Annotated in this window: 24 protein-coding genes and 1 tRNA gene; 18 read left to right on the top strand and 7 right to left on the bottom strand. The window is 68.5% G+C overall.

The window, feature by feature from the left end:
* Window positions 1-52 precede the first annotated feature (52 nt).
* The 3 genes from A5780_RS05130 (at window position 53) to A5780_RS05120 (ending at window position 1,526) form a co-directional block, all read left to right on the top strand.
* The gene (locus A5780_RS05130) at window positions 53-892 is read left to right on the top strand and encodes an alpha/beta fold hydrolase (RefSeq protein ID WP_030517394.1); all 840 of its coding nucleotides are present in this window, start codon (window positions 53-55) and stop codon (window positions 890-892) included.
* 158 nt (window positions 893-1,050) lie between these two features.
* Window positions 1,051-1,293: an MbtH family protein gene (locus A5780_RS05125; RefSeq protein ID WP_011207082.1), complete on the top strand. Its 243-nt coding sequence runs from the start codon at window positions 1,051-1,053 to the stop codon at window positions 1,291-1,293.
* 158 nt (window positions 1,294-1,451) lie between these two features.
* Window positions 1,452-1,526, top strand: a tRNA-Thr gene (locus tag A5780_RS05120).
* A gap of 43 nt (window positions 1,527-1,569) precedes the next feature.
* Here A5780_RS05120 and A5780_RS05115 read toward each other — a convergent pair.
* Window positions 1,570-1,776, bottom strand: a complete 207-nt coding sequence (locus A5780_RS05115; protein WP_030517395.1) for a hypothetical protein — start codon at window positions 1,774-1,776, stop codon at window positions 1,570-1,572.
* A 304-nt stretch (window positions 1,777-2,080) separates the two neighbouring features.
* Between A5780_RS05115 and A5780_RS05110 the strand changes: the two genes are divergently transcribed.
* From A5780_RS05110 to A5780_RS05100, 3 genes are all read left to right on the top strand, one after another.
* Complete coding sequence (locus A5780_RS05110) at window positions 2,081-2,569, top strand: hypothetical protein (protein ID WP_146100904.1); 489 nt, start codon at window positions 2,081-2,083, stop codon at window positions 2,567-2,569.
* Between the two features lie 150 nt (window positions 2,570-2,719).
* Complete coding sequence (locus A5780_RS05105) at window positions 2,720-3,457, top strand: response regulator transcription factor (RefSeq protein ID WP_030517397.1); 738 nt, start codon at window positions 2,720-2,722, stop codon at window positions 3,455-3,457.
* Window positions 3,458-3,645: 188 nt separating this feature from the next.
* A complete protein-coding gene (locus A5780_RS05100; RefSeq protein ID WP_063009971.1) occupies window positions 3,646-5,049 on the top strand; it encodes a cell wall metabolism sensor histidine kinase WalK in 1,404 nt (467 codons plus the stop codon).
* A gap of 15 nt (window positions 5,050-5,064) precedes the next feature.
* Here A5780_RS05100 and A5780_RS05095 read toward each other — a convergent pair whose 3' ends face one another.
* Entirely contained in the window at window positions 5,065-5,490 is a 426-nt protein-coding gene (locus A5780_RS05095) for an HIT family protein (protein ID WP_063009945.1), read from the bottom strand.
* Window positions 5,491-5,595: 105 nt separating this feature from the next.
* On the opposite strand from A5780_RS05095, the gene purD reads away from it, so the two are divergent.
* Window positions 5,596-6,888: a phosphoribosylamine--glycine ligase gene (gene purD, locus A5780_RS05090; RefSeq protein WP_063009943.1), complete on the top strand. Its 1,293-nt coding sequence runs from the start codon at window positions 5,596-5,598 to the stop codon at window positions 6,886-6,888.
* Between the two features lie 62 nt (window positions 6,889-6,950).
* Here purD and A5780_RS05085 read toward each other — a convergent pair whose 3' ends face one another.
* Window positions 6,951-7,955 (bottom strand): M23 family metallopeptidase, encoded by a 1,005-nt coding sequence (locus A5780_RS05085; RefSeq protein ID WP_063009941.1) that lies wholly within the window; start codon window positions 7,953-7,955, stop codon window positions 6,951-6,953.
* A gap of 131 nt (window positions 7,956-8,086) precedes the next feature.
* Between A5780_RS05085 and A5780_RS05080 the strand changes: the two genes are divergently transcribed.
* From A5780_RS05080 to A5780_RS05060, 5 genes are all read left to right on the top strand, one after another.
* Window positions 8,087-9,256 carry a pyridoxal phosphate-dependent aminotransferase gene (locus A5780_RS05080; RefSeq protein WP_082856653.1) on the top strand — a complete coding sequence of 390 codons (1,170 nt, stop codon included), beginning with the start codon at window positions 8,087-8,089 and terminating at the stop codon, window positions 9,254-9,256.
* Window positions 9,257-9,503: 247 nt separating this feature from the next.
* On the top strand, window positions 9,504-10,208 hold the full coding sequence (locus A5780_RS05075; protein ID WP_081879751.1) for a TetR/AcrR family transcriptional regulator: 705 nt from the start codon (window positions 9,504-9,506) through the stop codon (window positions 10,206-10,208).
* 6 nt (window positions 10,209-10,214) lie between these two features.
* Window positions 10,215-11,648: an adenylosuccinate lyase gene (gene purB, locus A5780_RS05070; RefSeq protein ID WP_063009939.1), complete on the top strand. Its 1,434-nt coding sequence runs from the start codon at window positions 10,215-10,217 to the stop codon at window positions 11,646-11,648.
* A 131-nt stretch (window positions 11,649-11,779) separates the two neighbouring features.
* Window positions 11,780-12,250, top strand: coding sequence for an HIT family protein (locus A5780_RS05065; protein ID WP_063009967.1), 471 nt, complete (start codon window positions 11,780-11,782; stop codon window positions 12,248-12,250).
* A gap of 118 nt (window positions 12,251-12,368) precedes the next feature.
* On the top strand, window positions 12,369-13,328 hold the full coding sequence (locus A5780_RS05060; RefSeq protein WP_064907836.1) for an alpha/beta hydrolase family protein: 960 nt from the start codon (window positions 12,369-12,371) through the stop codon (window positions 13,326-13,328).
* A gap of 78 nt (window positions 13,329-13,406) precedes the next feature.
* Here the strand turns inward: A5780_RS05060 and A5780_RS05055 are convergent, their stop codons facing one another.
* A complete protein-coding gene (locus A5780_RS05055; RefSeq protein ID WP_223273481.1) occupies window positions 13,407-13,631 on the bottom strand; it encodes a DUF397 domain-containing protein in 225 nt (74 codons plus the stop codon).
* 310 nt (window positions 13,632-13,941) lie between these two features.
* Between A5780_RS05055 and A5780_RS05050 the strand changes: the two genes are divergently transcribed.
* From A5780_RS05050 to A5780_RS05040, 3 genes are all read left to right on the top strand, one after another.
* A complete protein-coding gene (locus A5780_RS05050; protein WP_063065915.1) occupies window positions 13,942-14,154 on the top strand; it encodes a hypothetical protein in 213 nt (70 codons plus the stop codon).
* Between the two features lie 98 nt (window positions 14,155-14,252).
* Window positions 14,253-16,430: a S9 family peptidase gene (locus tag A5780_RS05045; RefSeq protein ID WP_064907850.1), complete on the top strand. Its 2,178-nt coding sequence runs from the start codon at window positions 14,253-14,255 to the stop codon at window positions 16,428-16,430.
* 98 nt (window positions 16,431-16,528) lie between these two features.
* A complete protein-coding gene (locus A5780_RS05040) occupies window positions 16,529-17,248 on the top strand; it encodes a DUF2334 domain-containing protein (RefSeq protein WP_063009935.1) in 720 nt (239 codons plus the stop codon).
* A gap of 12 nt (window positions 17,249-17,260) precedes the next feature.
* Here A5780_RS05040 and A5780_RS05035 read toward each other — a convergent pair whose 3' ends face one another.
* Entirely contained in the window at window positions 17,261-18,706 is a 1,446-nt protein-coding gene (locus A5780_RS05035; protein ID WP_082976289.1) for a glutamate decarboxylase, read from the bottom strand.
* Window positions 18,707-18,868: 162 nt separating this feature from the next.
* On the opposite strand from A5780_RS05035, the gene A5780_RS05030 reads away from it, so the two are divergent.
* Window positions 18,869-20,239 carry a dipeptidase gene (locus A5780_RS05030; RefSeq protein ID WP_064907835.1) on the top strand — a complete coding sequence of 457 codons (1,371 nt, stop codon included), beginning with the start codon at window positions 18,869-18,871 and terminating at the stop codon, window positions 20,237-20,239.
* Between the two features lie 45 nt (window positions 20,240-20,284).
* Here the strand turns inward: A5780_RS05030 and A5780_RS05025 are convergent, their stop codons facing one another.
* Entirely contained in the window at window positions 20,285-20,929 is a 645-nt protein-coding gene (locus A5780_RS05025) for an MBL fold metallo-hydrolase (RefSeq protein WP_063009931.1), read from the bottom strand.
* 191 nt (window positions 20,930-21,120) lie between these two features.
* On the opposite strand from A5780_RS05025, the gene purS reads away from it, so the two are divergent.
* Together purS and purQ are read left to right on the top strand one after the other, a co-directional pair.
* Entirely contained in the window at window positions 21,121-21,357 is a 237-nt protein-coding gene (purS, locus tag A5780_RS05020; protein ID WP_030517414.1) for a phosphoribosylformylglycinamidine synthase subunit PurS, read from the top strand.
* On the top strand, window positions 21,354-22,040 hold the full coding sequence (gene purQ / locus A5780_RS05015; RefSeq protein ID WP_062961978.1) for a phosphoribosylformylglycinamidine synthase subunit PurQ: 687 nt from the start codon (window positions 21,354-21,356) through the stop codon (window positions 22,038-22,040). The genes purS and purQ overlap by 4 nt, the downstream gene beginning before the upstream one ends.
* Window positions 22,041-22,073: 33 nt before the next feature.
* On the opposite strand, the gene A5780_RS05010 is transcribed toward purQ, so the two are convergent.
* Window positions 22,074-23,318, bottom strand: a complete 1,245-nt coding sequence (locus A5780_RS05010; RefSeq protein ID WP_369829507.1) for a Glu/Leu/Phe/Val dehydrogenase dimerization domain-containing protein — start codon at window positions 23,316-23,318, stop codon at window positions 22,074-22,076.
* Window positions 23,319-23,460: the final 142 nt, after the last annotated feature.

Genomic DNA, 23,460 nt, shown 5'->3' with positions numbered 1-23,460 from the left:
CCACTGCGTGTATCGAGCACCGCACGAATCGAGTGGAAAGGGTCGCAGCACTATGCCGTTGGCCACGGTGAATGGAATCTCGCTGAACTACCAGGTGAAGGGAGACAAGGCCAAAGGCACCGACACCAAGGGGGCTGCCCCGCTGGTCGTGCTGATCATGGGCACCGGGAGCCCCGGCCGGGTGTGGGAGCTGCACCAGGTTCCGGCGCTGGTCGCGGCCGGCTACCGAGTGTGCACGTTCGACAATCGCGGCATCGCTCCGTCCTACGAGGCGCCCGACGGGATGACCATCGACGAATTGGTCGCCGACACCGCGGCGCTGATCGAATTTCTCGACGAGGGCCCGGTCCTGGTCGCCGGTACCTCGATGGGTGCGCGGGTCGCGCAGGAATTGGCCCTGGCGCGGCCCGACCTCGTGCGCAAAGCCGTATTCATGGCCGGACACGCGCGGCTCGACCAATTCCAGAAGACGCTCTCGCTCGGCGAACACGAACTCGACGCCTCCGGCGTGCGACTGCCCGCCAAATACGAGGCCGCCCTGACCGCGGTGATGAATCTTTCGCCCGCCACGATGGCCGATCCGAATTCCGCGCGCGATTGGCTGGATCTGTTCGAATTCACCGGCGGACCCGCATCCCCGGGAATCCGGGCGCAGCGCCGGATGGACCACGATTTCGATCGGTTGCAGGCCTATCGCGCGATCAAGGTGCCGTGCCTGTCGATCGGATTCGCCGACGACCGGATGATTCCCGCGTATCTGACCCGTGAGCTGGCCGAAGCCATTCCCGACGCCCGATACCAGGAGATCCCCGACGCCGGGCATTACGGGTATCTGGAACGTCCCGAGGCGGTGAATAAGATCCTGCTCGATTTCTTCGCGGGCTCGAGGTAACCACCAACGCGTAACGTCGGTCTTGCTAGTGTCGACACATCGCTCGGGGGCTACGGCTCTGGTCGGTCGGCTCAGGTCGGTTTCGGCTCGTGCCCGCGCCCCGCGAGTTCCGTATCCAGCGCGTTCCCGTACACAGCGCCAGCATCCAGTGAGGTGAAATGAGCACCAACCCCTTCGACGACGAGGACGGCCGCTTCTTCGTTCTGGTCAACGACGAGGAGCAGCATTCCCTGTGGCCTGCTTTCGCCGAGGTCCCGGCCGGGTGGCGAGTGGTGTTCGGCGAGGACAGCCGCGCTGCCTGCGTCGAATACGTGGAGAAGAACTGGACGGATATGCGGCCCAAGAGCCTGCGTGACGCGATGGCGGCCGACGACGCGGCTCGCCAGGGCGCCCAGTCCTGATTCCGCGCCGGACGAAACTGCGCGGAGCGACGGTGATCGGCGGCTGCGTGCTGCCCTGAGGGGCACACGCAGCCGCTGCGATCCGCCGCTCCCTCCTACAGTGGTGAACGATTTTTCCGGACGGCCCGCGCCCCGGTTATGATGGCACCGCTTCACCCGCCTCCTTAGCTCAGTGGTAGAGCACCGCTCTTGTAAAGCGAAGGTCGTCAGTTCAATCCTGACAGGGGGCTCCACTCGGGCTCCGGCCTGCGAAAGCAGGTCGGAGCCCTTTTTGCGTCAGGGGAGATGCATCAGCTGCCGGGCCAGCCCGAACAGGCGGCTGCCGAGTTTGATGACGGGGATTCCCAGCGGAATCAACAGGATCGTCACGCACAACACCGCGCCGAGGATCCAGACGACGAGCGCCAATAGGCCGACCACCGTGCCCAGCACGGCCGTCAGGATGCCCAACACCACGTCGAGCAGGCCCCGTATTGCTGCCATGACGACCTTTCCGATGTCCATTCTGCTCTTTTCGGGCGTGGTGTGCTCCGATCCGCGCCGCCGTGATGAAAGTTAAGCGCCTGCCACCCCGCGATGAACGGGCGAGAAGTCGTCAGCAAAACCGTCGCTAAACCTCGCATGCCGACCTGGTGGTTTCCATTTCGGGCCATTGCGCCGCTCCGAAGCGTCCCCCTAGCGTCGGGCCCCGTTGCCGCGGCCGCTGTCCGGACAGGACTTCCTGCCCGAGCAGATTCGTGGCAACGCACCTGATGAAACCCACCGAAGTAAGGAGATGACTGTCGATATGACAACAGCCACCCGCCGGATCCTGGCAACGACCGCCTTCGCCGCCCTCTCGGTCTCGATCGCCGGCGCTACCGCCTCCGTCGCCTCGGCTGATACCCCCTCCGCCACGCCGACGACCAGCAGCGCGCCGTCGGCTCCCAAGCTGTCCACGGGCTCGGCGTTCGGCGCCGACAAGCACAAGGACGACGACGGTGACGACCAGCCGGCCGCGCCCTCAGTGGACGCGATCCAGAAGGTCCTCACCAAGATTCAGGACACCGACAAGCCGGAGGACCTCGAGAAGTCGCTCGACAAGGACATCGACACCCTCACCCACAACGAGGCCGCCGTGCCCGCCAAGGTGAAGGAGGAGTTCAACAAGTTCCGTCAGGAACTGCAGCAGGCCAAGACCAAGGACAGCCTGGACGGCAGCTCCGCCGCCGACACCCTGAAGACGATCAAGGGTGACGCGAAGACGCTCGGCGCCGATCTGAAGGCCGCCGCATAAGAGCGCAGCACCATCGACGACCCGCCGATCCGGGAGGCGCCGCCCGGGTCGGCGGGTCGCCTGTTCTCCGACCTGTCGCGCAGCCGGCTCGCAGGAAACTCCCAGACAACGTTCAGCGCATTCCGGGCTGTAGGAGAGACGATATCCAGCATGAGTGGAGTGGCTGGCGATCGGACCCCCGAGGCTCGGGTGCTGGTGGTCGACGACGAACCGATGATCGTCGAACTGCTGTCGGTGAGTCTGCGCTATCAGGGGTTCGAGGTGGCCACGGCCGCCAACGGCGCCGAAGGGCTGGACCGGGCCAAGCAGTTCCGGCCCGACGCCCTCATCGTCGACGTCATGATGCCCGGTATGGACGGCTTCGGCCTGCTGCGCCGGCTGCGCGCCGACGGCATCGATGCCCCGGTCCTGTTCCTCACCGCGCGGGACGAGGTCGAGGACAAGATCACCGGCCTCACCCTCGGCGCCGACGACTACGTGACCAAACCCTTCTCGCTCGAGGAGGTGGTGGCGCGGCTGCGGGTGATTCTGCGGCGCTCCGGTCACGTGGTGGAGGAGACGAAATCCTCGCGTATCCGCTTCGAGGACATCGAACTCGACGACGACACGCACGAGGTGTGGAAGGCCGGGGAACCGGTCGCGCTCTCGCCGACGGAGTTCACCCTGCTCCGATACTTCATGGTCAATGCCGGAACGGTGCTGAGCAAGCCGCGCATCCTCGATCACGTCTGGCGCTACGACTTCGGCGGCGAGGTGGGCGTGGTGGAAACCTATGTCTCCTACCTGCGCAAGAAGGTCGATACCGGTCCCGACCGGCTGATCCACACCCTGCGCGGTGTCGGCTACGTGATGCGCGCGCCCAGCCGCAGCCGGTCGTCGGCGAAATGAGCGATCCGCGCTCGGTGCGCGAGCGCGCCGACAGCGACGCGGCCGGCCCCGAGGCGGTGCTCGCGACGGCCGGTCCGGCCGAGCCGGGCACCGAACCCGGTGGCATCGCCGAAACCGGCGCACGCGCCGAGGGCGTCGCCCCGCCGCGGCGCGGACTGCGGCGCCGGATCTCGCGTCGCCTGGCCGCGGTGCCGCTGCGGGTCACCCTGGTGCTCGCGCTGGTGTGCCTGGCGGGTCTCGGACTGCTGGTCTCGGGTGTCGCGGTGACCTCCGCGATGCGAAATGTGCTGATCGACAAGGTCGATCGGCAGTTGTTCGACGCCGCCCACAGCTGGGCCAGCCCCGATGCGCCACCGCCCCAGCACCTTCCGCAACCTCCGGGGCGGGAACGCCCGCCCGCGCTGTTCTACGTGCAGGTGACCGGACCCACCGGAAATCAGCGTCTGCTGCTGAGTTCCGGACCCACCGTTCCGGACACTCCGTCGAATCTGTCGAGACATCCCCAGACCGTGGGATCGGTCGGCGACCCCGACGAACACTGGCGCGCGCTCGAGGTGGTGACTCCGCAGGGATCCAGTGTGGTCGCGCTGCGCCTCACCGAAACCGAGAACATCATCGACCGTCTGATCGGGTTGCAGGTCGCGGTGGGCCTCATCGTGCTCGCCGTACTCGCGGTGGTGGCGCAGTTCGTGATTCGCCGGAGCCTGCGCCCGCTCGGTGAGGTGGAGAAGACCGCCGCGGCCATCGCGAGCGGGGATCTGCATCGGCGAGTTCCGGTGCAGGGCACCAACACCGAGGTCGATCGGCTCTCGCAATCGCTCAACGGCATGCTGTCCCAGATTCAGAGCGCCTTCGCCGCCACCGAGGCATCCGAGGAATCCGCGCGGCGTTCGGAGGCCCGGATGCGGCGGTTCGTCGCCGATGCCAGCCATGAGCTGCGGACACCGCTGACCACGATCAAGGGTTTCGCGGAGTTGTATCGGCAAGGGGCGCTGGCGGATCCGGCCCTGTTCATGGACCGGATCGAACGCGAGTCCAAGCGGATGAGCCTGCTGGTGGAGGACCTGCTGATGCTGGCTCGCCTCGACGCGCAGCGCCCGGTGGAACGCCGGCCGGTGGATCTGCTGGCACTGGCCAGCGATGCGGTGCACAGTGCCCGCGCCGTCGACGCGGCCCAGCGTCCCGAGGAGCCGCGCCGGCCCATCGACCTCGAAATACGCCCGGGGACGGGGACATTGGAGGTGCGTGGCGACGAAGCGCGGTTGCGTCAGGTGCTGGGCAATCTGGTCAACAACGCGCTGATTCACACCCCGCCCGACGCGGCGGTCACCGTCGCGCTGACACCCGCTCCGGACGAGGTGGTCATCGAGGTCGCCGACACCGGGCCGGGCCTGCCCACCGAGGACGCCGAGCGCATCTTCGAACGCTTCTACCGCACCGACACCTCACGCAGCCGCGACAGCGGTGGCACCGGACTGGGTCTGTCGATCGTGCAGGCGCTGGTCGCCGCGCACGGCGGCACGGTCTCGGTGCACAGCGCGGTGGGGCAGGGCACCACCTTCGCGGTGCGCCTGCCCCGTTCGCAGGAGTGATTCAGGCTCGGTGCGTCAGGCCGGGACGTTCGCGCCGTAGCCGAGATCGCGCAGCGCCTGCTTGATCTTGTCCTGCGCCTCGTCCAGCGATTCCGGGCTCGGATCGGTGTCCGCGCCCGAGATGTTGAAATCGCCCAGCTCGAACGCCGGGAAGACGTGCACGTGCAGGTGCGGCACCTCCAGCCCGGCGATCAGCAGGCCCGCGCGCGGCGCGTCCCACGCCTTGCGCACCGCCTGGCCGACCTTCTGAGCGACCTCGTTGATCCGCGCGAACGTGGCGGGATCCAGATCCTGCCACTGGTCGATCTCCTTGCGAGGAACCACGAGCGTATGACCCTGGGTGACCGGAGCGATGGTCAGGAAGGCGACGAATTCCTCGTCCTCCCACACGAACCGCCCCGGCAGCTGTCCGGCAATGATCGCGCTGAATACAGATGGCATGGGTTTCATACTGCCCCGCCCGGCCGGGAGGCGGTGGCCGGGGCGGCGGGCTGTCCTCCCGGTACCCGCATCTGCTGTTCACCTGCGTCCCCTAAGCTGTCACGCGTGCGCGTACTCGTCATCGGATCCGGAGCCCGTGAACACGCCCTGGTGGAAGCCCTGCGTCGGGATCCCGGGGTCACCGCGATCGCGGCCGCGCCCGGCAATCCGGGGATCGGCCAGGTCGCCGAGGTGCGGGCGGTCGATCCGGCCAGCGCGGAGGCCGTCGTGGGCCTGGCCCGGGATTTCGCCGCCGATCTGGTGGTGATCGGTCCCGAGGTGCCGCTCGTGCTCGGCATCGCCGACGCGGTCCGGGCGGCGGGGATCGCCTGCTTCGGACCGTCGGCCGCCGCCGCGCGGATCGAGGGATCGAAGGCGTTCGCCAAGGACGTGATGGCCGCGGCCGGGGTGCGCACCGCGCACAGCGAGGTCGTCGATCATCCGGGCGAGCTCGACGCCGCACTGGATCGCTTCGGGCCGACCTGGGTCGTCAAGGACGACGGGCTGGCCGCGGGTAAGGGTGTGGTGGTCACCGCCGATCGGTCCGCGGCCCGCGACCACGGGGCCGAACTGCTCGAGCAGGGCCATCCGGTGCTGCTGGAATCGTTCCTCGACGGTCCCGAGGTCTCCCTGTTCTGCCTGGTCGACGGCGAGACCGTGGTGCCGCTGCTGCCCGCGCAGGACCACAAGCGCGTCGGCGACGGCGACACCGGCCCCAACACCGGCGGTATGGGCGCCTACACCCCGCTGCCGTGGCTGCCGCCGGAGACCGTCACCGAAATCGTCGACGATGTGGTCAAACCCGTTGCCGCCGAAATGGTTCGGCGTGGCGTCCCGTTCTCCGGCCTGCTCTACGCGGGTCTGGCGATCGGCCAGGCCGGACCAGCGGTCGTCGAATTCAACTGCCGCTTCGGCGATCCCGAGACCCAGGCCGTGCTCGCGCTGCTCGATAGTCCGCTCGGCGCCCTGCTGCACGCCACCGCGACCGGCACGCTGGCGCAGGCGCAGCCGCCGGTCTGGAAGGACGGCGCGGCGATCACGGTGGTGCTGGCCGCGGAGAACTATCCGGGCCGCCCCCGCACCGGTGACGTCATCTCCGGCACGGAGAGCGCCCCGGCCTCGGAGGGAAGCGCGAATGCCGAAGTGCTGCACGCCGGTACGGCGCTGCGCGCGGACGGCGCACTGCTGTCGGCCGGCGGGCGTGTGCTGAATGTCGTTGCCACAGGCGGGGATCTGACCGAGGCTCGCACGAACGCCTATGCACGCATCGCGGGAATCAAACTGCCCGGCAGCCACTTCCGCACCGATATCGGTCTCGCCGCCGTCGAGGACCGCATCTCGCTCCCCACCCGCGTGTAGCCGAATCGGCTTCGGCCCCACCGGTTTCGAAGCGCACGGAGGCCGAAGCGAGCCCGCCGGGTTCAGCCGACCTGAATGCCGTGCATGGCCAGCCACGGCTGCGGGTCCACATGCTGTCCGCCGATGAGGATCTCGAAGTGCAGGTGCGGGCCGGTGGAATCGCCGCGGTTGCCGATGCGGGCGATCTGCTGACCGGCGCGCACCCGCTCGCCGACCGACACCGAGAAGTCGTACATGTGGCCGTACACCGAGATGGTGCCGTCGTCGTGGCGGATGCGCACCCACAGTCCGAAGCCCTGCGCCGGCCCGGCGTCGATGACGGTGCCGTCGGCGACGGCGTAGATCGGCGAACCGATGGGCGCCGCGATATCGATTCCGTAGTGGAAGGTGCCCCACCGGCCCCCGTACCCGGAGGTGAACACGCCGCGCGCGGGCAGGGCGAAACCGCCGATGCCCGGGGCGATTCCGCCCGGGAGGATGCCGCCGGGAATCGTGGTGGCCGGCCCGGACAGCCAGGGTTGCGGCGTCCCGGCGACCGCCGCGGCGGCTTCGGCCTTCGCGCGTTCCAGGGTGGCCCGCGACGCCGCGGCGACCACCTGCGCCTCGCGCATGCGCTCGCCGTTGTCGATGGCGGTCAGATAGCGCTTGCTGGTTTCGGGTTCGGCCTGCACCTGTAGCGGATAGGCCACCGCGATCCGCTGTGCCGCACCGGGTTTCGGCGTCGAGTCGACCGGTTGCGGCGCCACGGTGTCGGCGGCGGCGAACAGTCCGACCACGACCATGCCGATCACCAGCACCCGATGCTCGCCGACCCAGCCGCGCAGCCGGGGCCACAGGGTCTCGAATTCCTCGCGCCAGTGTCGATCCCGCATCATCTGCCACCAGCGCCCCACCCGCGTGCGCCATTCGACCGCCGCGACCTGCCCGAATTCACGCGATCGGCGGGCCGAGGAACGCAGGCGACGCGCGATCGAGGGACGGTCGCGGCGCAGCGTCGTTCGCCAGTCGGGGCGGATCACGGTCCAGCCCCCCTGGTACGACTTCGCGCGGCGTGCCTGGTCAGGCATTCTGCCGACGATAACAGGGGCCCGCCCGGACACGCAGGCAGGCGCGGCGGCGCACAGCAACGTCTCAGGCGCCCGGTGCCCGGGAACGGACTGCGCGCCGGCCTGCCGAGGCGGTGTTCTACCGTCGTCTGGTGCGCAGTGAATCCCGGCGGTCCACCGTTCCGACCTTCTACGTCATGGACGTCTGGAAGGCCGCGGCCGAACGCGCCCGCACCCACGGCGACGTGCTGGTCCTGGCGGCGGGCCAGCCCTCCACGCCCGCCCCGGTGCCGGTGCGCCGCGCCACCCAGGCGGCCCTCGACGCCGAATTACTCGGCTACACCGAGACTTTCGGCATCCCCGAATTGCGCTCGGCCATCGCGGCCCATCATCGCGACACCTACGGCGTCGAGGTCGAGTCCGACGACGTGGTGATCACGACCGGCTCCTCGGGCGCGTTCACGCTGATCTTCCTGGCCGCATTCGACATCGGCGACACCGTCGTGGTCGCTCGCCCGGGTTACCCGGCCTACCGCAACACCCTCACGGCCCTGGGCTGCCGGGTGATCGAACTCGACTGCGGCTCCCACACCCGGTTCCAGCCGACGGTGGCGATGCTGGAGGAGCTGCCCGAACCGCCCGCCGGCCTGATCGTGGCCAGCCCGGCGAACCCGACCGGCACCATGATCGCCCCGGACGAGCTGGCGGCCCTGGCCCGCTGGTGCGACGAGCACGGCACGCTGCTGATCTCCGACGAGATCTATCACGGCATCGCCTATTCGGGCGTCGACGGCGACACCGAACCGGTGAGCTCGGCGTGGGAGACCTCGCGCGAGTCGGTGGTGATCGGTTCGGTGTCGAAGTATTTCTCGATGACGGGCTGGCGGCTGGGCTGGATGCTGGCACCCGCGCGGCTGCGCCCGGCGCTGCAGCGGCTGGCGTCCAATATGACCGTCTGCCCGCCGGCCATTTCGCAATTCGCGGCGGCGCACGCGTTCGGCCCGGAGGCCAAATCCGAACTGGACGGGCACGTCCGCCGCTATGCCCGCAACCGGTCGTTACTGCTCGAGGGGCTGCCCGCCCTCGGCATCAGCGATCTGGCGCCTGCCGACGGCGCCTTCTACGCGTACGCCGATATCGGTCATCTGAGCCAGGATTCGACGCGCTGGTGCGCGGATCTGTTGGCGCACACGGGTGTCGCCCTCGCGCCCGGGATCGATTTCGACACCCGTAACGGACACCGCACGGTCCGATTCTCCTTCGCCGGCGCCACCGCGGATATCGAGGAGGCGCTGGTGCGACTCGGCCGATATCTGAGCTGACGCACAGACTTTCCGTACCGGCCCACCGGAGCGCGTGGATGCGGTACAAATGATTCGGGTTGTGATTTCAACCCTTGCTATTTCGAACCGATCCCGGCTGTCCGCTCGGATCGGATCCCGGAAATTTGCGCGGTCCCATGGTCGATTGCACAGCAACGATTCGGCCGGGATTGCACAGACGCACAGATTTGCACAGATCGCACCGATTTGGCACGGATGAACCGATGATGACTGGCACGATGACACGGTGATCACCGCGACGACCCCGAAAGGCGAAAGGCGTCGCCAAGCGTTGGTTGCGGCTGCCGCGGAGTTGCTACTCGAAGGCGGCTTCGATGCCGTGCGCCACCGTTCGGTGGCGACGCGCGCGGATCTGCCCCTGGCATCCACGACCTACTATTTCGAATCCCTCGAGGATCTGATCGCGCGCGCGGTCGAGTTCAGCGGCAATGCCGAACTCGAGTCGATGCGCCGCCGGATCGGCGAGGTCACCCACCGCAAACGCGGCGCCGAGGCGACCGTCGACCTGATCGTGGATCTGATGGTCGGCACCGACGGCCCCGACGAATTCGCCCGCGGGCGGCTGATCGCCCGCTACGAGCGGTCGGTGGCCTCGGCCCGGCATCCGGAACTACGCGAGGTGCAGCTGCGGTTACGCGCCCAGCTCGAGGACCTATTGGCCGATGTGCTGCGCCGATCCGATCGGATGGTGCGCACCGATCAGTTGCGCCGGCTGGTGGCGGTGGTCGACGGTGCGGTGGTCGCCGCGCTGGCCGAATCCGATCCGCAACCGCGCCGGACCGCCCGCGGCGCGCTGCTGGAATTGATCGATGTGATCGCTCCGCCGGTGCCGCAACCGCTGATGGCGCCGCAGACCGTGCCACCGGCCGCGGCGCAGCACCTGCCCGCGGCCATGCCCCAGCAACCGAGCAGGCATCGAACATTAGACTGACTGTTCGTGAGTCTTGTCCCGAACGTCCTCGCCACCCGGTACGCGAGCCCGCAGCTGGTGCAGTTGTGGTCGCCCGAGAACAAGATCGTGCTGGAGCGCCGGCTGTGGCTCGAGGTGCTGCGGGCCCAGACCGAACTCGGCGCCGCCGGTACCGAGGCGGTCACCCCCGAGGTCCTCGAGGATTACGAGCGGGTGCTAGGCGAGGTCGACCTGGCCTCGATCGCCGAACGCGAGCGGATCACCCGCCACGATGTGAAGGCGCGCATCGAGGAGTTCAACGCCCTCGCCGGGCACGAGCAGATCCACAAGGGCATGACCAGCCGGGATCTGACCGAGAACGTGGAGCAGTTGCAGATCCGGCTCTCGCTGGAACACGTCTACGAACACGGCGTCGCGGTCGCCGCGCGGCTGGCGGAGCGGGCCGCCGAGTACCAGTCGCTGGTGATGGCCGGTCGCTCGCACAACGTGGCGGCACAGGCGACCACCCTGGGCAAGCGCTTCGCCGGTGCGGCCGACGAGGTGCTGATCGCCCTGCACCGGGTGCGCGAGCTGATCGACCGGTATCCGCTTCGCGGGATCAAGGGCCCGATGGGCACCGCGCAGGACATGCTCGATCTGTTCGACGGCGACGCCGCCAAACTCGCCCAGCTGGAGCAGAAGGTCGCCGGGCATCTGGGCTTCGCGACCGTGCTGACCAGTGTCGGCCAGGTCTACCCCCGCTCCCTGGACCACGACGTGATCTCCGCGCTGGTCCAATTGGGCGCGGGCCCTTCGTCGTTCGCGCACACGGTGCGGCTGATGGCGGGGCACGAACTGGTCACCGAGGGTTTCCAGCCCGGGCAGGTCGGCAGTTCGGCGATGCCGCACAAGATGAACACCCGCTCCTGCGAGCGCGTCAACGGTCTGCAGGTGGTGCTGCGCGGTTACGGCTCGATGGCGGCCGAACTGGCGGGCGCGCAGTGGAACGAGGGCGATGTGTTCTGTTCCGTGGTGCGCCGGGTCGCGCTGCCCGACGCGTTCTTCGCCATCGACGGCATGATGGAAACCTTCCTGACCGTCCTCGGCGAATTCGGCGCCTACCCGGCCGTGATCGAGCGTGAGCTCAACCGCTACCTGCCCTTCCTGGCCACCACCCGCATTCTGATGGCGGCCGTGCGGGCCGGGGTCGGGCGCGAGAGTGCGCACGAGGTCATCAAGGAGCACGCGGTCGCGGTGGCGCTGGCCATGCGGGAGCAGGGGCGCGAACCGGATCTGCTGGACCGCCTGGCGGCCGACGACCGGATGCCGCTGGACCGGGCCGGACTCGAGGCCGCCCTGGCCGATCGGACGGCGTTCATCGGGGCCGCCGAGGCACAGGTGGGCGATGTAGTGGCGCAGGTGCAGAAGCTGATCGACGCGAATCCCGAGGCCGCCCGCTACACCCCCTCGCCGATTCTGTAACCGCCGCCGGACCGATGGTCGCGGCACCGCAACCGCCCGGCGCCGCCGTTCGCGCGGTGGTCTCGCGCGTGCTCGGCGCCGTGCGAATGGTGCGGCGGCGCAGGCGAAATCGGCGACTAGGGTTGCCGGATATGGACCCCTATACGATCTTCGCCGATATCGTCGCCGGGCGGGCGCCCTCGTCCAAGGTCTACGAGGACGACGACGTTCTCGCCTTCATGGATATCCGTCCCATGACACCCGGTCATCTGCTGGTGATTCCGAAGATTCCGGCGCGCAGCCTGGCCGAACTCGATCCGGCGATCGGCGGCAAGCTCTTTCAGGTCGCGCAGCGTCTGGCGGCCGCGCTGCGGCAGTCCGAGGTGCGTTGTGACGGGGTGAATCTCTTTCTGGCAGACGGTGTTACGGCCGGGCAGGAGGTCTTCCACGTCCATCTGCACGTCATTCCGCGCACGCCCGGCGACGGCTTCGGTCTGCGCAATCGCGCGACGACCCCGCCGCGTGCGGACCTGGACTATCTGGCCGCATCGATCCGGGGCGCGGTCGGGCGGGCACAACCGAATGCCGCGGGCGGACAGGACGGAAAGTGGTGGCTCACCTGAGTCCTGCTGCGGACCGGGTGATTTGCTGAGGAAGCGCCGGGAGGCCGAAAGCTCCGCGCGGCACCACAGTATGCGTTACTTTAAGTAGCAGTTGTGGTGGGTTGACGGAGGTGGGGACATGCGACGTTCATTCGTTGCTGCGGTTGTGCTGGCAGTCGGACTGGGCGTCTTCGGTCCCTGGATGGGCCCACAGCCACGCGCATCGGCGGCGCGGGTGGTCGGGGAAAACGATATGAGCCCGACCCGGACGGCGCTGTTCATCGACTCCCCAGCCATGGGACGCACCATCCAGGTTCAGGTGCTGCATCCGGCCGGTGGGGGTTCACGGCCCTCCTACTATCTGCTCGACGGGCTCGATCCCGGTGTGCAGCAGAGCACCTGGACCAATGCCACCGATGCCGAACCCTTCTTCCACGGTAAGAACGTCAACGTGGTGCTGCCGATCGGCGGGCAGGCGAGTTACTACACCGACTGGCAGCGCGACGATCCGCACTTCGGCCGCTACCAGTGGGAAACCTTCCTGACGCGCGAACTTCCGCCCATCATCGACGCCACTTTTTCCGGCAACGGCGTGAACGCGATCGGTGGCCTGTCGATGGGCGGCATCGCGGCGTTCGTCCTGGCCGTTCGCCATCCGGAGTTGTACGAGGCGGTGGCGGGATACAGCGCGTGCCCGGACCTGGGCATCGCGCAGGGGGCGATCATGTTCTCGATCGCCAATCGCGGCGGCAATCCGTTCGATATGTGGGGTGCGCCCGGAAGTCCGGAATGGGGCGCCCACGATCCGGCGCTGCTGGCGAATCGGCTGCGTGGCAAGACCCTCTACCTGTCCACCGGCACCGGAATCCCGGGTCCGCACGAGACCGAGATCAAACCGCAGCTGCCGGAGAACATCGTCCTGGGCGGGCCGATCGAGGCAGGCGTGGACGTCTGCGTCACCGCCTTCGAGCAGCGGCTGCGTGGCATGCGAATCCCGGCCCGGGTCGATCACAGTCCGGTGGGGACGCATTCCTGGTCGTATTGGCAGGACTATCTGCACGCGTCCTGGCCGACAATCGGCGCGGCGATCGGGGCCTGATCGCCGGGGCCCGACGTCCGATCGGCGCGGGACACCCCGCGCGACCGGGCGAGGCCCCGGAGATCAGGTGCGCTGCGTTCAGTGCGGTTGCGCGCCCGGCCGGTTGAATTCGCCGTCCTTCGCGCCGGCGACGAACGCCCGCCATTCACCGGGAGTGAAGATCAGCGCCGGCCCGTCCGGATTCTTGGCATCACGCAGCCCGATATTGCCGCTGGCCAGGAAGGCCACCTCGACACCGCCCTCCCCGTCGCCGCTGCGCTGCCAGACCGCCCCGGGTTCGATCTCGCGATTCTTCGCTTCCAACCTGTGCTCCTGCATCGAAGTGATCGCCCGTTGGATCCGTGCGGGCGCTGCCGTCCCCGAGAGTAGGCGGTCGGAAGCCGCCGCACCGGCGTCGTTTCCGAATCCGCGCATACCGGCATGGCCGGGATCACACCGATATGCCGACCTGCGAAATGTGGCATTCGTCTACTCGTCTCGGCAACACCGCTGGTTTACGCCGCAACCTGATCGGAAACCCCATTCACTGTGGCAGTTGGAGGGCGTCGACTGGTCAAGAGACCGAGAGGGCGTGCCCTGCCGCACTGAACGGACGACAAGGATGGAGCACCGCATGGCACCCGTCTTCGACAGTTGCGCGGTGGTGCCCCGGCACCTCACCGTCGAGCAGGCGCACAACATCCTGCACAGTCACAGCAGCTGTCCCACCGACCAATGCCCGCGCCGCAAAGCCGCACTGTTCTTCCTGATGGAATCTCGTCGTTCGGCCCGCGGCAACGGGCGTGACCTGCGCCGGCCCGCACCGCGGACCACCGGCCTGGGGTAACGCGGGCCGAGCTCGCACTCCCGTCCTCGCCGATGCATTCTGTCGGCGGGTGTGGGGGTGCGCGCCCGGAACGGCCTGCCGCGATTACGGTGGTCACCATGGCTCTCGACAGTGGTACCGGAACCATCCAGAACGCCGGCGACGCCGCGGTGGCGGTGACCCCGCCGGTGGCCAAACAGGTCCCGGCCGAACGCGTCCATCACGGTGACACCTTCGTCGATCCCTACGAATGGCTGCGGGACAAGGACGATCCCGAGGTCATAGCCCATCTCGAGGCCGAGAACGCCTATACCGACGCCCAGACCGCGCACTTGGCCCCGCTGCGCGCGCGCATCTTCGACGAGATCAAATCGCGCACCCAGGAGACCGATATGTCGGTCCCGGCGCGGCTGGGCGAGTACTGGTACTACTCGCGCAGTTTCGAAGGCAAGCAGTACGGCGTGCACTGCCGCTGCCCGATCACCGATGTCGACGACTGGACCCCGCCGCAACTCGACGTCGATATCGAGATTCCCGGTGAGGAGATTCTGCTCGACAGCAACGTGCTGGCCGAGGGGCACGATTTCTTCGCCCTCGGCGCCTATTCGATCAGTCACGACGGCACGCTGCTGGCGTACTCCACTGATACCGTCGGTGACGAACGATATGTGCTGCGGTTCAAGGATTTACGCAGCGGCGAGCTGCTCGGCGACGAAATTCCGGGCACCGCGCCGGGGGCGACCTGGTCGCTGGACGGAACCCACGTGTTCTATCAGACCGTCGACGAATCCTGGCGGCCCGACACCGTATGGCGCCACCGCCTCGGCACCGCGCAGTCCGCCGACGTCAAGGTGTTCCACGAGCCCGACGAGCGCTACTGGGTCAGCATCGGCGCCACCCGCTCCGAGAAGTACCTGATGATCTGGGTCGGGTCGAAGATCACCACGGAGGGCTGGATCCTCGAATCCGACGATCCCGAGGGCGAATTCCGGGTGCTGCTGCCGCGCCGCGAGGGTGTGGAGTATTCGGCCGAACACGCGGTGATCGGCGGGCAGGACCGGCTGCTGATCCTGCACAACGACGTGGTCGACGGTGTGAAGGCCGAGAATTTCGTGCTCACCGAGGCGCCGGTGGACGATCCGGCCGCGATGACCATGCTGATCGGTCATCGCGACGATGTGCGGCTCGAGGACGTCGACTGCTTCCGCGACCATCTCGTCCTCTCGTATCGGCGCGAGGCCCTGCCGCGAGTCGCGGTGTGGCCGTTGACTTCCGACGGCTACGGCGAGCTGCGCGAATTGGAATTCGGCCTGGAACTGTTCTCCGCCGGCGTGGGCTCCAACCCGGAATGGGCGCAGCCGACGCTGCGGCTGGGCGTGACCTCGTTCATCACCCCGATGCAGGTCTTCGACTACGTGCCCGTCACCGGGGAACTGATGCTGCGCAAACAGCAGCAGGTGCTCGGCGGCTATGACCCGGACGACTATGTGCAGCACCGGGATTGGGCGACCGCGGCCGACGGCACCCGGATTCCGATCTCGGTGGTGCGCCGCCGCGACAGCGAGGGTGCGGACCCGAAGCCGTTGCTGCTCTACGGGTACGGCTCCTACGAGGCCAGTATCGATCCGGGTTTCTCGGTGTCGCGGCTGTCGTTGCTCGACCGCGGCATGGTGTTCGCGGTCGCGCATGTGCGCGGCGGTGGCGAGATGGGGCGGCTGTGGTACGAGAACGGCAAGACGCTCACCAAGCAGAACACCTTCACCGACTTCGTCTCCTGCGCACGGCATCTCGTCGATACCGGCGTCACCACGCCGCAGGTGCTGGTGGCCGACGGTGGCAGTGCGGGCGGGCTGCTCATGGGTGCGGTGGCCAATCTGGCGCCCGACCTGTTCGCGGGCATCCTCGCCAATGTGCCGTTCGTGGATCCGCTCACCTCGATTCTGGACCCGTCGCTGCCGCTGACGGTCATCGAATGGGACGAGTGGGGTAATCCGCTGGAAGATCCGGAGGTCTACGCCTATATGAAGTCCTATTCGCCGTACGAGAACGTGGCGGCCGTGGACTATCCGGCGATCCTGGCGATCACCAGCCTCAACGACACCCGCGTGCTCTACGTCGAGCCCGCGAAGTGGGTCGCCGCGCTGCGGGCCACGAAGACCGGTGATTCCCAGCTCCTGCTGAAGACCGAGATGAGCGCCGGGCACGGTGGCGTCAGCGGCCGCTACGAGAAGTGGAAGGAAGTCGCCTTCGAATACGCCTGGGTGCTCGATCGGGTCGGGCTCGGCGAGGTCGGCTGACGGTTGCCGGATCGTGCGGCCGGGTGTCACTCCGGGAATTCGTCGGGGCGTCACTTCGGCTGCACGGGGCCGACACCTGCCGCGCGCACAGTGGAGGCATGAGCGGCAACGACCGGGGGTTCGGGCAGCTGATCGTCTCGGTGTCGGGTATTCGCGACACCACACTGGAACAGGCGCGCGCCTTCGCCGCGGAGATGGACGGCCGCGGGGTACGGCTGTCGCTGCTGGTGGCGCCGCGGTTGAAGGGGAAATACCGGCTCACCGAGGATCGGCGCACCCAGCAGTGGCTGCGGGACCGCCGCGCCGCGGGTGACGCGATCGTGCTGCACGGCTACGACCAGGCCGCGACCAAACGCCGCCGCGCAGAATTCGCCGCGCTGCCCAAGCACGAGGCGCGCCTGCGCCTCACCGCCGCCGACCGGGTGATGGAGCAGATCGGCCTGCGCACCCGGCTGTTCGCCGCCCCGCGCTGGACGGCCTCCGAGGGCGCCGTCGCCGCCCTGCCCGAGGTCGGCTTCCGCCTGGCGCTGGGATTGACCGCCATCCACGACCTGGAACGGGACACGGCACAGCGCTGCTGGGTGCACGGCGTCGGTGAGGGTTTCCGGGCCGAACCGTGGTGGTGCCACGCACTGATCATGAGCGCGGCCCGCATCGCGCGACGCGGGGGAACGCTGCGACTGGCCGTCTCGGCGGCGCAACTGTCCCGGCCCGGTCCCCATCAGGCCATGCTCGACGCGGTCGATCTGGCGCTTTTCCACGAGGCGGTTCCGGACGTCTACCGGTGGGAACCGTACGCCATGCCGCATGCGGCATGAGCGCGCTCGACATCAGCGAATCTGCGCCGGGTCCTCTCCGGCCGCGCGCAGCATGTCCCGCACCTCGGTGACGATAGTCCGGTCCGATACCGCGGCCGTGGCGTCGTGGGTGAAGCCGCCCGCCTCCTTGCGGGTCAGCGAGGTGGACAGCGGATGCTTCTTCAGCTGATCGACGCAGCGGTCGATATCGGCCAGCAGCAGATCGGCCATATCGTGGGTGAAGCCGTGCCGGACGACCGCCCGCATGATCGTCTCGTCCTGCCGGTCGGCCGGTAGCGGATAGGCGGCGATCAGCCAGCCGCGCGAGCGCAGGCGTTCGGACAGGTCGTACAGATTGAAGCCGGGATCTTCGCGCAGCCGCCACGACACCGCGCTGATTCCCCGCGTGGGCGTGCCGTCGTGGATCATCTCGAACAATCCGGTCTCGGTGAGGCCGTGGGCCAGATGTTCGGCGACCCGGTAGATGGCCGATTGCAGCCGGGTATAGCCGGTACGGCCGAGCCGGATGAAGTCGTAGTACTGGGTGATGGCCTGGCCGCCGGGGCGGGAGAAATTCAGGTTGAAGGTGGCCATACTGCCGCCGAGGTAGTCGACGTTGAACACCAGCTCGTCCGGGAGGTCGGCGGCCGTGTGCCAGAGCGCCCAGCCGGCGCCGAGCGGAGCCAGGCCGGTTTTGTGCCCGGAGGCGTTGATCGACTTCACCCGCTCGAGCCGGAAGTCCCAGACCAGGTCCGGCGCCGTGAACGGGGCGAGGAATCCGCCGCTGGCGGCGTCGACGTGCAGGGGGATGTCCAGGCCGGTGCCGGCCTGCAGGTCGTCGAGGGCCGCGCTCATCGCGGCGACGTCCTCGAACAGTCCGGTGAAGGTCTGACCCATCGTCGCGACGACCATGATCGTATTCGAATCGCAGTGTGCGGCAATATCGTCCGGCTCGAGCGTATAGCGGTCCCCCCGCAGCGGCACCTGCCGGATCTCGACGTCGAAATAGCGCGCGAACTTCTCCCAGCACACCTGCACCGGACCGCAGACGAAATTGGGGACGCCCTGCCCGCCGTTCTTGCGCCAGCGCGTCTTCGCGGCCAGCCCGCCGAGCATCGCCGCCTCACTGGACCCGATGGTGGAGGTGCCGCGCGTCGAGCCGGGATCGGGACAGTGCCACAGGTCCGCGACCATGCGTACGCACCGGCGCTCGAGCTCGGCGGTCTGCGGATACTCGTCCTTGTCGACGATGTTCTTGGCCAGGCTCTGCGCCATCAGCCGGCGAGCGTGATCGTCGATCCAGGTGGTGCAGAAGGTGGCCAGATTCATCCGCGACACACCGTCGAGCATCAGCTCGTCGTGCACGATCTGATAGGCCTCCGGGGCCGGCATCTCGCGATGTGGGAAGTGGGTCTTGGGTGCGCCGCGATCCAGATCGGGCATCGCGAACAGGTCGTCGGATTCCGATGATGCAGACATCTCGTCCTCTCCGGTGGTCGGATCGCGGTCGAGCTCTCCTTCATCATGCCCGCTGCGGTGGCGGGTCGGCCATGAACCGCAGGGAGAAATCGGGCGAATTCCGTCCCGCGCCGCGCCCGACGCCGATGCGGCCGGTCCCGGAAAGAGGGTTAGGTTGGGTGAATGACCGACGATTCTCGGACGGCGGCCCTGCGCGAACAGGTGCGAACGCTGATGCCGCAGGCGAAAGCCGATCTGGCCCAGTTGGTTTCGTATCGGTCCGTGGCCGATGCGCGGCAGTTTCCGCCGGAAGAATGTCATCGGGCGGCGCGATGGGTCGCCGACGCCTTCGCCGACCTCGGTCTCACCGAAGTCGGCCTGCACGAGACGCCCGACGGCAGCGAGGCGGTCGTGGCCCGGTACCCGGCTCCGGCCGGAGCCCCCACGGTGCTGCTGTACAGCCATTACGACGTGCAGCCGCCGGTGGACGAGGCGGCCTGGGAGACTCCGGTGTGGGAGCTCACCGAACGCGACGGCCGGTGGTACGGGCGCGGCGCGGCCGACTGCAAGGGCAATATCGTCGTCCACCTGACCGCTCTGCGGGCACTGCGGAACACGCTGGGAGACAAGGGTTATCCGGTCGGCATCACGCTGGTCTGCGAGGGCTCGGAGGAACAGGGCACCGGCGGTCTGGAGGAGTTCGTTCCGCAGCACGCGGACCTGCTGCGCGCCGACGCGCTGCTGATCGGTGACTGCGGCAACTTCGCGGCGGGCCTGCCGACCTTCACCCAGACCCTGCGCGGAAACGTGAATGTGCTCGTCACGGTCGAAACCCTGTCCGGCCCATTGCATTCCGGCATGTTCGGCGGGGCGGCCCCGGATGCCGTCGCCGCGCTGATCCGGCTGCTCGCGACGCTGCGGGACGAACACGGGAACACGACGGTCGCCAGGTTGCCGGCCGATCAGGTCTGGGACGGCGCGCAATATCCGGTCGAGCAGTTCCGGGTCGATGCCGGCATCCTCGACGGCGTGCAGGTGCTGGGCAGCGGCACCATCTCGGACATGCTCTGGGCTCGGCCGGCGTTGACCGTGCTGGGTATCGATGTCCCGCCGGTGGTGGGGTCGGCGGCGGCCGTCCAGCCCAGCGCGCGGGCCCGGTTGAATCTGCGGATCCCGCCCGGGGTCGATCCGGCTCCGGCCCTGAAAGCCCTTACCGCACATATCGAATCGCATACGCCGTGGGGTGCGCGCGTCCGGGTCGAGACGGAGGGCACCGGGGCGCCGTTCCGATCCGGTACCGGCGGCCCGGCGCGGTTGGCGATGGAGGACGCCTTCGCCGCCGCGTACGGACGCACCGCCACCATGCAGGGACAGGGCGGCTCGATTCCGCTGTGCAACGTCTTCGCCGAGACCTATCCCGACGCCGAGATCATGCTGCTCGGCGTCGAGGAGCCGAAATGCCTGATCCACGCCCCGAACGAAAGTGTCGACCCCAGCGAGATCGAGCACGTGGCGCTGGCGGAGGCGTTGTTCTTGTCCTCATATTCGCGGTGAGGGCGCGCTCCTCGGTGAGGGGCGTGGCTTCGCGGTGCGCGCCCGCTAGAAGGTCTTGTTGTCCTCCGGCTCGATGAGCGCGAATTCGGTATCGGCCGGGCGCATTTCGGACAGGCGGCCGAAGTAGATGCCCTGCGCCTCCGGCGCGATGATGCCGTAGTGGATCGGGACGGCGGTGCGCGGCGCCACGGCGCGCAGATAGTCCACCGCTTCGCTGATCTTCATCCACGGCGCGACCGCGGGCACCGCCAGCACCCCGACCGATACCGGCGGCACCCACAGCGAATCGCCCGGGTGGACGAACTGCGCCGGATCGTCGGCGCTGCCGAGCTGGAAGACGGTGTTGTCGACGACCGGCAGCTCCGGATGGATCACCGCGTGCTTGCCGCCGCCACCGGTGATCTGCAGATCGCCGATGGTGACGATATTGCCCGCGTGCACGGCCTGCCACGGTTCACCGCGCTGCTGTGCGGTCTGCGGATCGCTGAGCAGGCGGGCGCTCGGATTCGCGTCGACCAGGGCCTCGATCCGGTTCGGATCGATGTGGTCGGGGTGCTGATGGGTGATCGCGATCGCGTCGAGTCCCGTGATGCCTTCGAATCCGTGCGAGAAAGTGCCCGGATCGAACAGGATCTTCGCGCCGTTCAATTCGACGAGGACGCAGGAATGACCGAAGTGGGCGATGCGCATGAGATCACGCTATCGCCTCCGGCCGCAGCGGGGACCCGGACGCGGCAGCCTGCGTAACCACGGAGGGCCACGCGGAGGCCGGCCGACAGGCGCTGTGACGTCTCTCGCAGGTGCCGCGGCCCGGCGGGGCGCCCGCGAGCAGCCCCGATTAAGCTGTTGTGGTAATCCCCCACCAGCTTGAGGAGCAACGCGTGGCACGAGTTGTGGTCGAGGTGATGCCGAAGGCCGAGATCCTGGATCCGCAGGGTCAGGCCATCGCCGGCGCGCTCGGACGCCTGGGTTTCCCGGGTGTGTCGGATGTGCGGCAGGGCAAGCGGTTCGAACTCGACATCGACGACAGCGTCAGCGATGCGGAGCTCGAGAAGATCGCCGAGGCCCTGCTCGCCAACACGGTGATCGAGGACTGGAAAGTGGTGCGGCTGCCGTGACCAGCTCTGCGCGAATCGGTGTCATCACCTTCCCCGGCACGCTCGACGACGTCGACGCGGCGCGCGCGGTCCGGTTGGCCGGCGCCGAAGCGGTGAGCCTGTGGCACGCCGACGCGGACCTCAAGGGTGTCGACGCGGTGGTGGTGCCGGGTGGATTCTCCTACGGCGACTATCTGCGCGCCGGTGCCATCGCCCGGTTCGCGCCCGTGATGGGCAAGGTCGTCGAGGCCGCCGGTAAGGGTATGCCGGTGCTGGGCATCTGCAACGGCTTCCAGGTGCTGTGCGAGGCCGGACTGCTGCCGGGTGCGCTGACCCGCAACGAGGGCCTGCACTTCGTCTGCCGCGATCAGTGGCTGCGGGTGGAGTCCACCGCGACCGCGTGGTCCTCGCGCTACGAAGCGGGTGCGCAGATCCTGGTCCCGGTGAAGAACGCCGAGGGCCGCTACCAGGCCTCACAGGCCGTGCTCGACGAACTCGAGGGTGAGGGCCGGGTGGTCTTCCGCTACGTGGGCGGCAATCCCAACGGTTCGCAGCGCGATATCGCCGGCATCGCCTCACCGAACGGCCGCGTCGTCGGTCTCATGCCGCACCCCGAACACGCCACCGAACCGCTGACCGGGCCGAGTGACGACGGGCTGGGGATCTTCCTGTCGGTACTCGACAGCCTCGTCACCACCGCCTGATCGGCCGTCGTCACGGCCTGAGCGGCCTGTCGCTCAGGGGATCACGACCGCGGCGATGATCGGCGCCGGGGCGTCGGCCCAGCGTCGGCCGGTGTCACGCGGTGTGATGCCGTGGTCGGTCCAGGCGGACAGCAACCGCGCGACCTTGGTGTGCATGGTGGTGCGCAGGCGATCGAAGGAGTTGTCCGGCACGTCGTCGACCTCCCCGAGCAGCAGCCACCACGCCCAGGCGACCGCACCGGCATTGGCGACGAAGTCCGGCAGTACCGGAACACCGCGGGCGGCGAGCATGGCCTCCGCCTCCGGTGTGGTGGCGGCGTTGGCCGCCTCGACGACGACGCGGGCGCGCACGTCGAAGGAATTGTCCGGCGTGATCGCGTACGAAATGGCCGCCGGTACCAGGATGTCGACATCGGCGGACAGCACCGCGGTGCGCGGCAGCTGCTCCACATCCGCCGGCAACCGGGAGCGGTCGATCTCGCCGTAGTCGTCGCGCAATTCCAGCAAAGCCGGGATATCGAGTCCGCCCGCCCGGTACAGGGCGCCGGCGGCATCGGCCACCATGGTCACGCGCATGCCCGCCTCGTGCAGGTAGTAGGCCGCCGCGCCGCCCATCGTGCCGACTCCCTGAATCGCGACCGCGGTCTCGGCCGGCATCCGGCCCCACGAGACGGCCGTGGCGAGGCACGCGTGCGCGACGCCGTAACCGCCGATCACATCGCCCAGCAGGAAACCGCCCTCGACCGCCGCGTTCAGTCCGTCGCGGACCCGTTCCAGGGTGGCGGCCGGATCCGCGGCGCGGCGGATCGCGGCGTGATAACTCTGCCCCAGGCCCAGCTTCTCGAAGACCTCGTCGATCAGATGCTGCGGGACCCCCAGGTCCTCCGCGGTCACCCAGTGCGCGTCGATCCACGGGCGCATGGCCTCGCAGAATCGCTCCAGCACCTCGATGGCACGCGGATCCTTCGGATCGAAGTCGATGCCGCCCTTCGCGCCGCCGATCGGCAGGTCGAAGGTGGCGGTCTTGGCGGCCATTCCGCGCGCCAGATCCTCCACCTCGCTCAGCGTGCAGCCGGCCCGCATGCGGGTGCCGCCGGTGGCCAGGCCGCCGCGCAGCGTGTGGACGACGAGATAGCCGACGGCGCCGGTATCCGAATCGGTCCACTGCAGCCGCATATACGGCTCGGGGCGGCGGATCGCGGGGGTGACCGGAACGGTCGCGGGCACCGGCGGGACGGTCGGTGCGGTGTCTTCGGCCGGGTTGTGGATCGTCGTCACGGCGAACTCTCCTTCGCGTTCGGATGGCCGACCACCATCCGCGGGGGAACGACGAGTCGCACGACGATCGGCGTCCGGACCTCGTCGTCCCGGCTGGTGATTCGCTGTCACCAGCCTGCGTCCTGCCCGGTCACACGTCTAT

Origin of the sequence: Nocardia sp. 852002-20019_SCH5090214 (genome assembly GCF_001665865.1) — a bacterium.
Lineage (GTDB): Bacteria > Actinomycetota > Actinomycetes > Mycobacteriales > Mycobacteriaceae > Nocardia > Nocardia nova.
The sequence above is the reverse complement of the archived record's forward strand: the minus strand, read 5'-3'. Positions and strand labels throughout refer to the sequence as shown.